The sequence below is a fragment of the Micromonospora yongxingensis genome, assembly GCF_052601155.1.
Genome location: NZ_JBQXEO010000002.1, coordinates 271,711 through 286,093 on the forward strand (window position 1 = coordinate 271,711; position 14,383 = coordinate 286,093).

15 protein-coding genes are annotated in these 14,383 nt (G+C 74.2%); 11 read left to right on the forward strand and 4 right to left on the reverse strand.

The window, feature by feature from the left end; genetic code table 11:
- Window positions 1-44: 44 nt before the first annotated feature.
- On the reverse strand, window positions 45-599 hold the full coding sequence (locus ACTWLT_RS04440) for a plasmid pRiA4b ORF-3 family protein (protein WP_445317243.1): 555 nt from the start codon (window positions 597-599) through the stop codon (window positions 45-47).
- A gap of 151 nt (window positions 600-750) precedes the next feature.
- Here ACTWLT_RS04440 and ACTWLT_RS04445 point away from each other — a divergent pair, with 151 nt between their 5' ends.
- From ACTWLT_RS04445 to ACTWLT_RS04490, 10 genes are all read left to right on the forward strand, one after another.
- Window positions 751-1,497 carry a pyrimidine reductase family protein gene (locus ACTWLT_RS04445; RefSeq protein ID WP_445317244.1) on the forward strand — a complete coding sequence of 249 codons (747 nt, stop codon included), beginning with the start codon at window positions 751-753 and terminating at the stop codon, window positions 1,495-1,497.
- A gap of 155 nt (window positions 1,498-1,652) precedes the next feature.
- On the forward strand, window positions 1,653-3,404 hold the full coding sequence (locus tag ACTWLT_RS04450) for an ATP-binding protein (RefSeq protein WP_252416485.1): 1,752 nt from the start codon (window positions 1,653-1,655) through the stop codon (window positions 3,402-3,404).
- A 15-nt stretch (window positions 3,405-3,419) separates the two neighbouring features.
- Window positions 3,420-4,568, forward strand: a complete 1,149-nt coding sequence (locus ACTWLT_RS04455) for an exonuclease SbcCD subunit D (protein ID WP_445317245.1) — start codon at window positions 3,420-3,422, stop codon at window positions 4,566-4,568.
- Window positions 4,568-7,042, forward strand: a complete 2,475-nt coding sequence (locus ACTWLT_RS04460) for an AAA family ATPase (protein WP_445317246.1) — start codon at window positions 4,568-4,570, stop codon at window positions 7,040-7,042. The genes ACTWLT_RS04455 and ACTWLT_RS04460 overlap by 1 nt, the downstream gene beginning before the upstream one ends.
- Window positions 7,039-7,998: a hypothetical protein gene (locus ACTWLT_RS04465; RefSeq protein ID WP_445317247.1), complete on the forward strand. Its 960-nt coding sequence runs from the start codon at window positions 7,039-7,041 to the stop codon at window positions 7,996-7,998. Before ACTWLT_RS04460 ends, ACTWLT_RS04465 begins: the two co-directional genes overlap by 4 nt.
- Window positions 7,999-8,016: 18 nt before the next feature.
- Complete coding sequence (locus ACTWLT_RS04470; protein WP_445317248.1) at window positions 8,017-8,874, forward strand: spermidine synthase; 858 nt, start codon at window positions 8,017-8,019, stop codon at window positions 8,872-8,874.
- Between the two features lie 126 nt (window positions 8,875-9,000).
- On the forward strand, window positions 9,001-9,693 hold the full coding sequence (locus ACTWLT_RS04475; protein ID WP_252416490.1) for a sigma-70 family RNA polymerase sigma factor: 693 nt from the start codon (window positions 9,001-9,003) through the stop codon (window positions 9,691-9,693).
- On the forward strand, window positions 9,690-10,472 hold the full coding sequence (locus ACTWLT_RS04480; RefSeq protein ID WP_252416491.1) for an anti-sigma factor family protein: 783 nt from the start codon (window positions 9,690-9,692) through the stop codon (window positions 10,470-10,472). Before ACTWLT_RS04475 ends, ACTWLT_RS04480 begins: the two co-directional genes overlap by 4 nt.
- A gap of 206 nt (window positions 10,473-10,678) precedes the next feature.
- Complete coding sequence (locus ACTWLT_RS04485) at window positions 10,679-11,329, forward strand: hypothetical protein (RefSeq protein WP_252416492.1); 651 nt, start codon at window positions 10,679-10,681, stop codon at window positions 11,327-11,329.
- Between the two features lie 173 nt (window positions 11,330-11,502).
- Entirely contained in the window at window positions 11,503-12,423 is a 921-nt protein-coding gene (locus ACTWLT_RS04490; RefSeq protein ID WP_445317400.1) for a DNA-3-methyladenine glycosylase family protein, read from the forward strand.
- Between the two features lie 36 nt (window positions 12,424-12,459).
- Here ACTWLT_RS04490 and ACTWLT_RS04495 read toward each other — a convergent pair whose 3' ends face one another.
- A complete protein-coding gene (locus tag ACTWLT_RS04495; protein WP_445317249.1) occupies window positions 12,460-12,963 on the reverse strand; it encodes a DUF1990 domain-containing protein in 504 nt (167 codons plus the stop codon).
- A gap of 89 nt (window positions 12,964-13,052) precedes the next feature.
- Between ACTWLT_RS04495 and ACTWLT_RS04500 the strand changes: the two genes are divergently transcribed.
- Window positions 13,053-13,547 carry a GNAT family N-acetyltransferase gene (locus ACTWLT_RS04500; protein WP_252416494.1) on the forward strand — a complete coding sequence of 165 codons (495 nt, stop codon included), beginning with the start codon at window positions 13,053-13,055 and terminating at the stop codon, window positions 13,545-13,547.
- On the opposite strand, the gene ACTWLT_RS04505 is transcribed toward ACTWLT_RS04500, so the two are convergent.
- Together ACTWLT_RS04505 and ACTWLT_RS04510 are read right to left on the reverse strand one after the other, a co-directional pair.
- Entirely contained in the window at window positions 13,522-13,944 is a 423-nt protein-coding gene (locus tag ACTWLT_RS04505) for an SRPBCC family protein (protein WP_445317250.1), read from the reverse strand. The two genes, ACTWLT_RS04500 and ACTWLT_RS04505, sit on opposite strands and share 26 nt — an antisense overlap.
- A gap of 113 nt (window positions 13,945-14,057) precedes the next feature.
- On the reverse strand, window positions 14,058-14,270 hold the full coding sequence (locus ACTWLT_RS04510) for a hypothetical protein (RefSeq protein WP_252416496.1): 213 nt from the start codon (window positions 14,268-14,270) through the stop codon (window positions 14,058-14,060).
- Between the last annotated feature and the right edge of the window lie 113 nt (window positions 14,271-14,383).

Here is a 14,383-nt window from a genome sequence, read left to right on the forward strand (position 1 = left end):
CCCGGTGGGGGTGCGGCGGTGGGTGGTGGGTGGGTGGGTGGCGGTCAGCAGAAGCGGCGTAGGAGGGTGCCGGTGCGGCCGACGTCGAAGTGGGCCGGGTCGAACGTGGAACCCGCCCAGTCGCGCAGCAGCGCCTGCTGCGGGTCGGCGAGGTCCGCCGGCTCGGCCAGCGCGGCCAGCAGTGCCCGGTAGCCCAGAGGCCCACCGATGCCCTCCGGCGGGCAGGCCCGTTCGCCGTCCAGGCAGACCGGGTAGCGCTCGTCGGGGTCGGCGGTCAACGCGTCCTCGACGACCAGGTCGTGCTCCCACCAGTCGCCGAAGTCGTAGGTGTAGGAGAACCGGCTACCCTTGCCGAGCACGGCGTCCAACCGGACGTCCAGCTCGTCGTGCAACGCCAGCTCCCCGTCCGGGTCGGGCTCCCCGTACTGCACGGCGTCGATCTCGAACGAGTGCAGGTGGCAGTCCCGCCAGCCCATCGCGTGCTGCACCACCCGGTGCAGTCGGTCCAACGTGTAGCCGGCGGGGACGAGCACCCGGCGCCACACCGGCGGGCGTACCCCGGCGAGGGACATCTTCAGCTGGAAGATCTGACGCGGCATGCTGTCCCTGTCCTCCCACGGCTTAGGCTGCCAGCATGATCTGCCGAGCGTGCCGGGCCCGCCGACACGACGACTGCCCGGGCCGGAACTGGTGCGACTGCCAGCACCGTACCGCCCGACCGACCCCTCCGGTCACTGGTCCGGCCAGCGAATGACCGTCGGAATTCCGATCCGGCGGCTCTGGCCCGAGCCGTCTGAGCTGCCGCTGGACGACGACGCGCTGACCACGCTCTACGGCCGCGCCGACCGTCCCCGACTGCGGGTCAACTTCGTGGCCAGCCTCGACGGGGCGGTCACCGTGGACGGCTATTCCGCCGGGCTGTCCGGCGAGCCGGACAAGCGGGTCTTCGGCCTGCTGCGGATGCTCTGCGACGCGCTGGTGGTGGCCGCCGGCACGCTGCGCCACGAGGGCTACCGGGCGGTCCGGCTCGACGAACGCCGCCGGGCCTGGCGCCGCGCGAACGGGCTGGCCGAGTACCCCACGCTGGTGGTCGTCTCCGGCTCGCTCGATCTGGACCCGGCGCAGGCCGCTCTCGCCGACGCGCCGGTCCGGCCGGTGGTGCTCACCCACGCCACCGCCGAGGCGCCGCCGGGGCTGACCGACGTCGCCGACGTGCTGCGCCGCGGCACCGACCGGGTCGACCTGGCCGCCGGCCTCGACGAGCTGCGCCGGCGCGGGCTGACCCAACTGCTCTGCGAGGGCGGCCCGCACCTGTTCGGCGCGCTCACCGCCGCCGACCTGGTCGACGAGCTGTGCCTGACGGTGTCGCCGCTGCTCGCCGGCCCCGGACCGGGCCGGATCACCGCCGGCGACCCCACGCCGCCACGGCAGCTACCGCTGCGGCACGTGCTCGCCGCCGACGACGGCGTGCTCATGCTCCGCCACGCCCGCCCGTAACCCGCGACCGAGCGTCGCCGGTTCCACACCCAGCGTCGTGAGGCCGGCGGCGGCATGGTGTCGTCCGCCGCGTCGCGTGGCGACCTGTCGTACTCCTCGGGCAGGATGCAGGTCATGCGCCTCGACCGTGATGCCCGACCGACCCGAGTCGCCCGATGACCGACGCCGGCCTCGACGGCCCGGGCGAGCCGGTCGGCCGGGTGCTGGGCACCGCCGACGCCACCCCGTTGCAGTTCTGGACGGCCGTGGCGCCCGGCAGTTACCTCCAGCTCGACGACGTGGTGGTCACCCGGCGTGAGCTGCCCGACCGGGAGCCGGTGACGATCGCCGGGGTGGTCACCCAGGTCCGGGCCCGACACGAGGGTGCCCAGTTCGACTCCGACGTCTTCGCCATCGCCGACGGCACACTGCCGGCGCAGGTGCAGGAGGCGGCCGAGGTGACCACGACCCGGGTCGACCCGGAGTTCTACGTGCCGCCGACGCCCGGCGCGGTGGTGCACCGGGCCGAGGGTGACGCGCGGGCCCGGGCGCTGCACTTCGACCGCATGGAGCGGCGCATCCCGATGGGCATGGGTCGTGACGGGGTGCCGGTCTATCTCAACGCCGACTTCCTCGACGGCAGCAGGGGCGCGCACGTCTCCATCTCCGGCATCTCCGGGGTGGCCACCAAGACGAGCTTCGCCACCTTCCTGCTCTACTCGGTCTTCCGCTCCGGGGTGCTGGGCGGCGACGCGGTCAACGCCAAGGCGCTGATCTTCAACGTCAAGGGCGAGGACCTGCTCTTCCTCGACCACCCCAACACCCGGCTCGACGAGCCCACCCGTGCGGCCTACGCGAAGCTCGGGCTGAGCGCCGGCGCCTTCCCCGACGTCCGGGTGTACGCGCCGCCCCGGGTCGGCGACTCCGCCGGCACCCCCGACGTGAGCAGCCGCCTCACCGGCGTGGACTCCTTCTACTGGACGTTGAGCGAGTTCTGCGCCGACCGACTGCTGCCCTACGTCTTCGCCGACGCCGACGACGAGCGCCAGCAGTACACGATGGTCGTCCACTCGGTCACCGCGCACCTGGCCCGGTACGCCCAGCCCGCCGACGGCGGGGTCAGCATCGACGGGGTCCGGCTCGGCTCCTACGGCGACCTGGTCGACCACATCGTCGACCAGCTCAACGACGACGAGACCCGCTCCGACTGGGCGGGCAGCGCGGTCGGCCTGGGCACCGTCAACGCGTTCGCCCGCCGGTTGATCGGCAGCAAGAAGGACCTGGCCCGGCTGATCCGCGGCGACCTCGCCACCCGCCGCCCGCACTCGATCAACACGAGCGAGTCCGCCCAGGTCACCGTGGTCGACCTGCACAACCTTCCGGACCGCGCCCAGCGGTTCGTGGTCGGCGTGACGCTCAAGAGCGAGTTCGAGCGCAAGGAGAAGTCCGGCACCGCCAAGCCGCTGCTCTTCGTCGTCCTCGACGAGCTCAACAAGTACGCCCCCCGGGAGGGCTCCTCACCGATCAAGGAGGTGCTGCTGGACATCGCCGAGCGAGGTCGTTCACTCGGGGTGATCCTGATCGGTGCCCAGCAGACGGCGAGCGAGGTGGAGCGGCGGATCGTCACCAACTCGGCGATCCGGGTGGTCGGCCGGCTCGACCCGGCCGAGGCGTCCCGCCCGGAGTACGGTTTCCTGCCGCCGGCGCAGCGCCAACGGGCGCTGCTGGCCAAGCCGGGCACCATGTTCGTCAACCAGCCGGACATCCCGGTGCCGCTCTGCCTGGAGTTCCCGTTCCCGGCCTGGGCCACCCGGGTGTCCGAGGCGGGTCCCGCTCCATCGGAGACACTGCGCTCGATCACGCAGTCCGCCGACCCGTTCGCCGTGGTGGGCTCCGGCGGCGGCACCGACGACGACATCCCGTTCTAGGGGGCCGGCACAGCCATGAAGATCCTGCACACCTCGGACTGGCACGTCGGCAAGGTGCTCAAGGGGCAGTCCCGGGCCGAGGAACACAAGGCCGTGCTGGCCGGCGTGATCGACATCGCCCGCGCCGAGCAGCCGGATCTGGTGATCGTCGCCGGTGACCTCTACGACACCGCCGCCCCCACCTCGGAGGCGACCCGGCTGGTCACCAGGGCGTTGACCGCGCTGCGCCGTACCGGCGCGGACGTGGTGGCGATCGGCGGCAACCACGACAACGGCCCGGCACTGGACGCGCTACGGCCGTGGGCGGAGGCCGCCGGCATCACGCTGCGCGGCGGCGTACGGGAAAATCCGGACGAGCACGTGATCGACGGCACCACCGCCGGCGGCGAGCGGTGGCAGCTGGCCGCGCTGCCGTTCCTGTCCCAGCGGTACGCGGTGCGCGCCCTGGAGATGTACGAGCTGACGGCCGCGGAGGCCAACCAGACGTACGCCGATCACCTGGGCCGGGTGCTGGGCCGACTCACCGAGGGCTTCACCGAGCCGGACCGGGTGCACCTGGTCACCGCGCACGTGACCGTGACCGGCGCCTCCACCGGGGGCGGCGAGCGGGACGCGCACACCGTGCTCGGCTACGCCGTGCCGGCCACCGTCTTCCCGGCCACCGCGCACTACGTGGCGCTCGGTCACCTGCACCGGGCGCAGCGGGTCATCGGCCCCTGCCCGGTGCGCTACAGCGGGAGCCCGCTCGCGGTCGACTTCGGCGAGCAGGAGAACGTCCCCTCGGTGACGCTGGTCGAGGTGACCGCCAGCACCGCCGCCAAGGTCCGCGAGGTGCCCGTGACCGCGGCGAGCGCGCTGCGCACCGTGCGGGGCACCCTGGCCCAGCTCGCCGAGATCGAGGCGCCGGACGCCTGGCTGCGCGTGTACGTGCGGGAGCAACCCCGCGCCGGCCTGCGCGAGGAGGTCCAGGAGCTGCTCCCCCGGGCGCTGGAGATCCGGATCGACCCGGAGCTGCTCGCCGCGCCGGGCAGCGGCGCCCGCATCGCGCAACGCTCCGGGCGTTCGCCGCGGGAGTTGTTCGCCGACTACCTCGACAGCCGGGGGCACGCCGACGAGGGCGTCCGGGAACTCTTCGACGAGCTCTTCGAGGAGGTCGATCACTGATGCGTCCCATGCGGTTGGACATGGCCGGTTTCACGGTCTTCCGGGACGAGACCACCGTCGACTTCACCGACGCCGACTTCTTCGCGTTGATCGGCCCGACCGGCTCGGGTAAGTCCACTGTGCTGGACGCCATCTGCTTCGCCCTCTACGGCATGGTGCCCCGCTGGGGTGGCCCCCGGGGCCCGGCCAACGCTCTGGCGCCGTCGGCGACCGAGGCCCGGGTGCGGCTTGTCTTCGAGTCCGGCGGCGCGCGGTACGTGGCCACCCGGGTGGTCCGCCGCGACGGCCGGGGCAACGTCAAGACCGCGAACGCCGGGTTGCAGCTGATGCCGGCCGGGTTCGACGTGACCAAGCTGGACACCGGGTTGAGCCCCGACGACCTCGGTGAGGTGGTGGCCGGCACCCCTGCCGAGATGGAACAGGCGGTGCTGGAGGCGGTCGGGCTGCCGTACGAGCAGTTCACCAGCTGTGTGGTGCTGCCGCAGGGGCAGTTCGCCGACTTCCTGCACGCCAAGCCGGCGACCCGGCAGCAGATCCTGGTCAACCTGTTGGGCCTGGGCGTCTACGAGGACGTGCAGAAGCGGGCGACGGCGCGGGCCGCGCAGGCGGAGGCCCGACTGGACGCGGTGGACCAGCTACTGGCCGGGCTCACCGGCGTGGACGACGAGGCGCTGGCCGAGGCCGACGCCCGGGTCGACCGGATGGCCGAGCTGGCCGCCGCGGTGACCGCGGCCGTGCCGGAGCTGGCGACGGCCCGGGTCACGGCGCGGCAGGCGGCGGAGGCGTTGACCGCCCTCGACGACGAGCTGACGGTGCTGACCGGGGTGCGCGCGCCGCGCGGCGTGGCCGAGGTGGCCCGTGCGGTGGCCGCGGCGCGGGCCGAGGCCGAGGCCGCCTCCGCCGGCGTCTCGCTGGCCGAGGAGCGGGAGGAGAAGCTACGCGGCGAGCTGGCCGGCGCCGGGGACGAGAGCGCGCTGCGGCTGCTGCTGCGGGCGTACGACGATCGGGACCGGCTGACCGCCGAGGCCGAGACGGTCCGCGCGACGGTGGGTGCGGCGAACGACGAGCACAGCGCGGCGGTTGCCGCGCTGGCCGCCGCCCGCGCGGACGCCGAACGGGCCGAGGCCGAGCTGGAGGCGGCCTTCCGGGCGCACGAGGAGGCGAAGGCCACCGACCTGGCGGTCAGCCTGCGGGTGCACCTGCACCCGGGCGCGCCCTGCCCGGTCTGCGAGCAGCCCGTGGCCGAGGTGCCGGCGGTGCCGGCCGACTCGGCGGTGGCGGCGGCAACGGCGGCCGGCAAGGCGGCACGGGCCGCCACCAAGGCCGCCCAGGCGACGGTGCAGCAGCGGGACGCGGCGGCACGGGACCTCGAACGGTTGCTGGTGCAGGCCCGTGCCCGGCAGGAGCAGGTGGACGCCCGGCTCGCCGACCTCGACGGGCAGCTCGCCGGCGCGGCGGAGCCGGCCGTGCTGCGCCGGGAGCTGGCCGAGCACGCCCGGTTGCGGCGCGCTCTGGAGGAGGCGGCGACCGCCGTCCGGGCTGGCCGGGACAACGCCCGCCAGGCCCGCGCCGGGGTGGACGCGGCCGAGGAGCGACTGCGCGCCGCCTGGCGGGGCTTCGACACCGCACGCGACGGGCTGGCCCGGTTCGGCCCGCCCGCGACGGACCGGGACGACGTGGCCGCCGCGTGGACGGCGCTGACCGGCTGGGCGAGCGCCGAGGCGGAACGCCGCCGCGCCGACCGGGCCGCCCGGGCCTCCGTCGTCGCCGAGGCCGAGGCCGCTGCCGATGCCGTGCAGCAGCGCATCGCCGGCATCTTCGCCGCCGCCGACGTGCCGGTCGGGGACGACCCGGTGCATGCCGCGACGGTGGCGGTGGAGCGGGCCGAGGCGGACCGGCGCCGGCTGCGGGAGCGCCGCGAGCAGGCCGGGACGCTGCGCGAGCAGCGTGCCGTCCACGAGCGGGAGGCGCAGGTGGCCCGCGCGCTCGCCGGGCACCTGCGGGCCAACAACTTCGAGCGGTGGCTGCTGGCCGAGGCGTTGGACCTGCTGGTGGACGGCGCGTCGGGGATCCTGCGGGAGCTGTCCTCCGGGCAGTACGAGCTGGTGCACGACAAGGGCGAGTTCTTCGTCATCGACCAGCACGACGCCGGGCTGCGCCGGGGCGTGCGCACCCTCTCCGGCGGCGAGACGTTCCAGGCGTCGCTGGCGTTGGCGCTGGCGCTCTCCGAGCAGCTGGCCGGGATGTCGACCACGGCGGCGAGCCTGGAGTCGATCGTCCTGGACGAGGGCTTCGGCACGCTGGACGCGGCCACCCTGGACACGGTGGCGGCCACCCTGGAGAACCTGGCCGCCCGGGGTGACCGGATGGTCGGCGTCGTGACGCACGTGCCGGCGTTGGCCGAGCGGATCCCGGTCCGGTTCGAGGTGCGCAAGGACGCCCGTTCGGCGCGCGTGGAACGGACCGGCCGGTGAGCGACGCCGCGTTCTTCGTCGACTCGTGGGATCCGTCGTACGGGGCGTCGTTCGAGGCGTCCGCCGCCGGGCCGGCCGCGCCGAGCAGCGCGCAGGTCGACGCGGACGTGGAGCTGCCCGCGGTGGACTGGCGGGCGGTCGGGGTGCGGCCGGGGGTGCGGGCACCGGACGTGGTGCTGCTGGTCGACGGGGTACGCCGGATCGACGCGAGCATCTGGACGGCCGAGGCCGACGGCGTGTCGTTCCCCGGGCTGGCCGCGTCGTACGCGGCCGGGGTGGTGCGCTGCGACCTGGGCCGGGGTGCCGCGCAGTTGGCCGGTACCCGGGTCGGTCGGGGTCTGTTCACCGCGAGCCCGTCGGCGCAGGACGTGGTGGCGGGGGCCATCCGCTACCCGGTGCACCGGGTGGGCGGCACGGGTGAGCTGGCGAAGCTGCCGGCGGCCGTGCAGGGCCCGCTGACCGCGTTGGAGGTGGCGGTCTCCGACGCGGCCCGGGTCGACGGTGACCTGCTGGTGGTGGACGGGCCGTTGCGCAGCCGGCGGCAGTTGCCGCGCACGCTCGGCTACATCAAGACCCAGCACAGCCAGTACCTGGACGCGCGGTTGACCGCGGTGGTGACCGGCCTGGCGTCCGGTGAGCGCTCGCCGGTGTTCCGGCTCGGCACGGCGTGGGGCGGCTGGTCGTGGTATCTGCGGCTGCCGGTGGCCCTCGGCGCACCGTGGGCGGGGATCGTGCGGGTGGAGTGCTCCGCCGACCTGCCCGTCGAGGCGGCGATCGAGTTGGCCGACCTGTCGCTGGTCACGCTGCCGCGGTTCGCGTCCACCCCGTACAAGGATCCCCGTGCCCCGCAGAACCTGATCCCGATCGCCGGCCTGGAGCGCCGCCTGCGGGCGCTGCTCGGCGACTCCCGGTTGCTGCACCGCGCGCTGACCGCCGCGGCCCGCGCGGCCCGCTGAGCGCGGAGACTGGTGGCGATGGGACGTAAACGGGCGGGTGACCGGGTGGTCGAGCAGGTGGACACCGGGCAGGCCGAGCTGTTGCCGGACCCGGGCCGGGCCGGCTCGTGGACGCTGCTGCTGGACGGTGCGCCGCAGTCACACGTCGACCTGACCGACCCGACCCATCTGGAGTTCGAGTACGTCCGGCGGCTGGCCGCCGCGCTGGACCTGATCGCGCCGGCCGGCGAGCCGCTGCGGGTGCTGCATCTCGGCGGTGGCGCGCTGACCCTGCCCCGGTACGTGTCGGCCACCCGGCCGGGCTCCACGCAGCGGGTGTCCGAGGTGGACGGCGCGTTGGTGGAGCTGGTCCGTCGGGCGCTGCCCTGGCCCGCCGACGCCCGGCTGCGGGTCCGGGTCGAGGACGCCCGGGCCGTGCTGGCCGCCACCCGCGACGCCAGCTACGACGTGGTGGTCGCCGACGTCTTCGCCGGAGCGCGCACCCCGGCTCATCTCACGTCGGTGGAGTACGCCGCCGAGGTGGCCCGGGTTCTCCGTCCGGCGGGCTGGTATCTCGCGAACCTGGCCGACGGCCCGCCGCTGCGGCACGCGCGCGGGCAGGTGGCGACGGTCCGTTCGGTGCTGCCGGAGGCCTGCCTGGTGGGGGACGCGGCGGTGCTGCGGGGCCGGCGGTACGGCAATCTGGTGCTGGTCGCGGGGCGGATCCCGCCTCCGGTGCCCGAGCTGACGCGGCGGGCGGCGGGCGACTGGTTTCCCGGTCGGGTGGTGGCCGGCGACGAGCTGGATCGCTTCGCCGGGGGCGCACCGGTGGTGCGGGACGCCGACGCCACGGGCTCCGATCCGCCGCCGCCGGGCCTGTTCTCCGTCCGCCGCTGACCCGGCCGTCCGAGGGTGCCGCGGAACTTTTTTCGCGGTTTGTTGATCCGCTCGGGGTGCCGGTGCGTACCACCGGGCGGCCCGCCTCGTGGGCCGGCGTTGGTGACGGACACCCCGGAGGTCTGCATGCATGCGGTGGCGGCCGGTTGGCACGGCGATGCGGTTCGCGCGGACTGGTTGTCCTCGCGGTCATCGTCGCGGCCGACGACGTCTGCCCGGGGGGTCGACGCGAGGGCGACGTCTCGCCAGAATGATCCGGTGACGCCGCGACCGGCGCCCGGGCGCCATCAGGCGACGTCAACCGAGGCGAGCCACTCCGACCAGTTGATCCGGCTGCTCTACGCGGAGCACGCCGGCCCGTTGCTGATGTTCGTCATGCGGCTCACCGGGGGGGACCGGCAGCGTGCGGAGGACATCGTCCAGGAGACGCTTCTGCGGGCCTGGCGCAACGCGCACCGCCTCGGCGTGCAGGGGCAGGGGTCGTTGCGGCCGTGGCTGGTCACGGTGGCCCGCCGCATCGCCATCGACGAGCACCGCAGCCAGGAGGCCCGGCCGCCGGAGACGTACGACCGGGACCTGACCGCGTTCGCCGAGGCGGACAGCACCGACCGGGTGCTGCGCACCATGACCGTGGCGGACGCGCTGCGTACGCTGAGTCAGTCGCACCGCGAGATCCTGATCTCGACGTACTTCCGGGGGCGGACGGTGCCGGAGGCCGCCGAGGAGTTGGGGCTTCCACTGGGCACCGCCAAGTCGCGGGTCTACTACGCGCTGCGCGCGCTTCGCACGGCTCTGCAGGAGCGGGGGGTGACAGAATGAGCCGGCCAGACCATATGGACGTCGCCGCGTACGCGCTCGGCGTACTCGACGAGCAGGACACCGAGCGGTTCGAGGAGCATCTCGCGACCTGCTGGGCGTGTGCGGCCGAGCTGGAGACGATGGTGCCGGTGGTCGGCCTCCTCTCCGGCATCGACGGCGAGACGATGATGGCGTTGGAGCAGACCGCCACCGATCCCGCGTTGCTGGACCGGACGCTGGTCGCGGTGCGGGCCGACCGGCGGCGCACCCGGTTTCGCCAGTTGCTCGCCACCGCGGCGGCGGTGGTGGTGTTCGGCGGCCTGACCGGTTTCGGCTTCGTCAGCGTCACCGACAACGAGCCTCGGGGGGTGCTCGCCGAGCCGACGTCGAGCGCTCCGGTGATCGACCCGCCGACGGGTGGACCGTCGGGCGCGCCGACCGGCCCGGGTGTCGGCGGCAACGAGGAGGAGGGCGACCAGGTCGACGCCACCGACCCGACCACGGGCGTGCAGACGACGATGTTCCTGGTAACCAGGGATTACGGCACCCGGATCAACTTCAACCTCCGGAAGCTGCCCGGCCCGCGGACCTGTCGGTTGGTGGTGGTGCGCAAGAACGCCTCCACCGAGGTGATCTCGACCTGGTCGGTGCCGCCCGGCGGTTACGGCACCAACAACCGGCCGCAGGGTCTCGAACTGAGCGCGTCGACGTCGGCCCCGGTCGCCGACATCAAGCAGCTCCAGGTGCAGTCGGTGGACGGCAACGGGGTGGCCAGCCCGCTGGTCACGGTGCCCATGTAAGGCTGCTCACCCGCATCGGCGCCGGCCATTTCCACAATGGCCGGCGCCGATCTGTTTCTGCCCGGGAGGGGTCCCGTGCAGTGCCCTACGGATGGGCTGCCGGATTGGTTCAATCAATTCGAGTGAAATTGACCACTGTTACTACTTCAACCTTGACAGCCTGCCTGCCGTACCTATGGGTGAACTGCCAAGAATGAGGAGGGCACGTGGCACAGATGAAGCGGACCGTCATCGTCGCGAGCGCGATGGTCGCACTAACGGCCTGCGCTCCCGCGGGTTACGACGGGGCGAACTCGAGCGCGGCCGAGCCGGTCGCCGTCGCCGCGGCCGAGCCCACCGCGGCGGCTGAACCCGAGGCCTCGGCGTCCGCGGAGGCTCCGGTCGCCGACGCGCCGCCGCCCGCCGACGTGGACCTGACCGAGCAGTTGATCGGCAAGAAGGTCGCCCGGATGGGCAGCGTGGTCACCGACCAGGACGGCTGGATCCTGTACCGCTTTGACAAGGACACCGCCGACCCGCCCGCGTCGAACTGCGTCGACAAGTGCGCGCAGGTGTGGCCGCCGGCGCTGACCGACGGCAACCCGCAGCTCACCGGCGTGTCCGACGACAAGGTCGGCAGCGTGACCCGGCAGGACGGCACCCGGCAGATCACCGTCGGCGGCTGGCCGGTGTACCGGTACATCGGTGACAAGAAGCCCGGCCAGTGGAAGGGCCAGGCCGTCGGCGGCACCTGGTTCGTCGTCCAGCCGGACGGCAAGAAGAACCTGAGCTGCCTGCCCACCTCGACGCCGAAGGCGGTCGCCCCGCCGGCCGACAGTGGGTCGAACGACGCCGGCGGCTCCGGCTACTCGTACTGAGCACGCTCACCACGAGGACTCGATGGTCGGTCGTAGCCGGGGAGGGCGCGGCCGGCCATCGTCGTACGCGGGACGTCGGCATACCGGTGGTGCCGGCGTCCCGCTCCGGCCCGCACGCCGACGACGGGTACGGCGGGCTCGGCGAACCCAGGGACACCTGGCAGAGTGACGGGGTGACCGAGACCGAGCCCGCCGCGACCCGGGTGCTGCACCCGCCGGTCGGCTACCGGCTGGCCGCGTCGGTCCGTGCCCTCACCTTCAGCCCGTACGACCCGTGCGCGCGCATTGCCGCCGGCACCTTCTGGTGGGCCACCCGCACTCCGGACGGGCCGGCCACGCTGGCCCTGCGGCCGTCCGGCGGCGAGTTGCTCGCCGAGGGCTACGGGCCGGGTGCCGAGCACGTGGTGGCCCGTGCCGACGGGATCGCCGGGCTCCGCGACGATTTGAGCGGCTTCGCCGAGCTGGCCGCGGCGCACCCGCTGGTCGCCCGGCTCGCCCGGGAGCACCGCGGGCTGCGCATGCCGGCCACCGGGCAGGTGTTCCCCCATCTGCTGCGCGCGGTCTTCGAGCAGAAGGTCACCGGCAAGGAGGCATACCGGGCGTACGCGGCGACCGTGCGGCACTTCCGGGAGCAGGCGCCCGGCCCGCTGCAACCACTGCTGCTGCCGCCCGACGCCGCCGCGGTCGCCGCCACCCCGTACTGGGTGTTCCACCCGTTCGGGGTCGAACAACGCCGGGCCGACACGCTGCGCCGCGTCGCCGCGCTCGCCGACCGGCTGGAGCGTTGCGTCGACGCCACCGAGGCCACCCGCCGGCTGACCGCCGTCGCGGGCATCGGCCCGTGGACCGCCGCCGAGGTGGTCCGGACCGCCTACGGCGACCCGGACGCGGTCAGCGTCGGCGACTACCACATACCGAACACGGTGGCCTGGGCACTCGCCGGTGAACCGAGGGGCGACGACGCCCGGATGCTGGCCCTGCTGGAGCCGTTCCGGGGCCACCGCGGCCGGGTCTGCCTGTTGTTGGCGGCCGCCGGCATCCAGGCACCGAAGTACGGTCCCCGCGCCCCGATCCGCTCGTTCGCCCGGTTCTGAGCGCCGGGAACGGTTCTGAGCGCCGGGGCGCGGCGGTCAGCGCCCGGCGCAGAGCCGCCGCAGGGTCCGGCCGAGCCACCAGGCGTACGCGTGCTGCACGCCCCGGGCGGCCGGACCGGCGGCACGGGTGAACCAGCGGTCGGGGCGGCTGAACGCGCGCACCTCGAACCAGACCCCGCCGGCGTCGTCCCGGCCGACGACGAACGCCTCCTCGCCCCGCTCCGCGTGCCCGGGCAGGGTCCCGTAGCCGAAGCCGGCGAGCCCCGGCGACTCCTCGCTCCAGATCACCCGGCAGGGCCCCCAGATGCGGGCCGGCCCGAGGCCCAGCCCGGCGCTCACCAGCACGCCCTCGGTGGCCCGTGGCGCGTCGGTGCGCATCCGGACGCCGGCGGCGCGGTGCAGCCGCCAGCTCAGCACCGCCTCGGCCGCCGTCTGGAAGCAGCCGGCCGGCAGCGGGTACCGGTGGCGCAGGTGGTGGTACCCGTCGGGCAGCGGTCCATGGCGGGTCCGTCCGACCTCCGGATACGTCAGCTCGGCCACCGCTCCCCCTCCTCTGGACACGGCCAGGGTACGGCCGGCACGGCCGGGCCGCCGGGTGACGACGGCAGCGGCTGTGGTGTGCTGCCGGGATGAGCGTCGAGGCGAGCATCGTCCCGGCCGGCGTCGCGGACGCCGGCGAGATCTTCACCGTGCAGCGCGCCGCCTACCTGACCGAGGCGCAGCACTACACCGACCCGTTCCTGCCGCCGTTGACCGAGACGCTGCAGGAGGTTCGGGCGGCGCTCACCGGCCCGACCATCGTGCTCGTCGCGCGGCTGGGGCACCGGCTGGTCGGCTCCGTACGCGCCCACCTGGACGGGGACACCGCCCACGTGGGCCGGCTGTCGGTCGCCCCGGATCTGCAGGGGCGGGGCGTCGGCGGGCGGCTGCTCACCGCTATCGAGGCGGCCTGCGCGGGCCGGGTGGCCCGGTTCACCCTCTTCACCGGCGCGGACAGCGCCCGCAACCTGCGGCTGTACCAGCGGCACGGCTACCGGATCGTGTCGCACCGGCCGGACGCGAACGGCATCCAACTGGCGGTCCTGGAGAAGCCGGCGGTCAGCCCTGCTCGCACCGACGCCTGAGCCCGTCGGCCTCCAGCCGCAGGTAGCGGCGGAACAGGTCGCGGTACAGCCAGCCGACCAGCCCGGCCAGCGGCCCGGACTGCGTCATCGCCAACCCGACCCGGGTACGCCCGCCGGGCAGCGGGAGCAACCGGTGCTCGGCCCGGGTCCGTACGCCCGGGGCCTCGGAAACCCAGGTGAAGTCGCGCCCCTCGGTCAGCTCGGTGACCCGCCAGAGCGCCGGACGCAGTTTCGGCTGGGTCAGCCGGACGGTCGCGCCGACGGTGAGCGGCCCCGACTCTCCCCGCTCGGCCCGACTGACCGACGTCGTCCAGTCCGGCCACCGCTGCACGTCGGTCAGCACAGCCCACACCCGCTGGGCGTCGGCGGCGATCTCCGTACCGGCCTCGAACCGCATCGTGTCCCCTCCCCGGCGGCACCGCCCGGCGCCGCGCCATCGGGACGAGGCTGCCCGACGGATCGTGACACCGGCAACCACCGGCCGGGCCGCAGCAGGGCCGCCGCCGGGGATCAGGCGGCTTCGTGCAGGTCGGCCAGGGTGAGTGGGGTACGCCGACGCAGCAGCTCCGCCAGCTCCGGCACGGACCCGACCTCGCCGAGCACGTTCTTGCCGCCGCCGAACCGCTCGGGGTAGCGGCGGATCAGCCGGTACCGGTAGCGGCCCCGGATCAGCTCGACACTCACCCGCCACCGCCCGCAGCAGTCACAGACCCACTCGGACACCTCGCGAAACTAGCTCTGACCTGCGGTTATCTGATTCGCCCGGTCGGGACGAGCGGCGCGCGGGCGGACACGCCGCCCCGGGACCCACGGTGATCTGCCTCACGACTGTCGGC

Coding starts and splice junctions, on each gene's coding strand:
- ACTWLT_RS04440 (WP_445317243.1), bottom strand. CDS start 599: ATGCCGCGTCAGATCTTCCAGCTGAAGATGTCCCTCGCCGGGGTACGC.
- ACTWLT_RS04445 (WP_445317244.1), top strand. CDS start 751: ATGACCGTCGGAATTCCGATCCGGCGGCTCTGGCCCGAGCCGTCTGAG.
- ACTWLT_RS04475 (WP_252416490.1), top strand. CDS start 9,001: ATGCATGCGGTGGCGGCCGGTTGGCACGGCGATGCGGTTCGCGCGGAC.
- ACTWLT_RS04460 (WP_445317246.1), top strand. CDS start 4,568: ATGCGTCCCATGCGGTTGGACATGGCCGGTTTCACGGTCTTCCGGGAC.
- ACTWLT_RS04505 (WP_445317250.1), bottom strand. CDS start 13,944: ATGCGGTTCGAGGCCGGTACGGAGATCGCCGCCGACGCCCAGCGGGTG.
- ACTWLT_RS04455 (WP_445317245.1), top strand. CDS start 3,420: ATGAAGATCCTGCACACCTCGGACTGGCACGTCGGCAAGGTGCTCAAG.
- ACTWLT_RS04470 (WP_445317248.1), top strand. CDS start 8,017: ATGGGACGTAAACGGGCGGGTGACCGGGTGGTCGAGCAGGTGGACACC.
- ACTWLT_RS04450 (WP_252416485.1), top strand. CDS start 1,653: ATGACCGACGCCGGCCTCGACGGCCCGGGCGAGCCGGTCGGCCGGGTG.
- ACTWLT_RS04480 (WP_252416491.1), top strand. CDS start 9,690: ATGAGCCGGCCAGACCATATGGACGTCGCCGCGTACGCGCTCGGCGTA.
- ACTWLT_RS04500 (WP_252416494.1), top strand. CDS start 13,053: ATGAGCGTCGAGGCGAGCATCGTCCCGGCCGGCGTCGCGGACGCCGGC.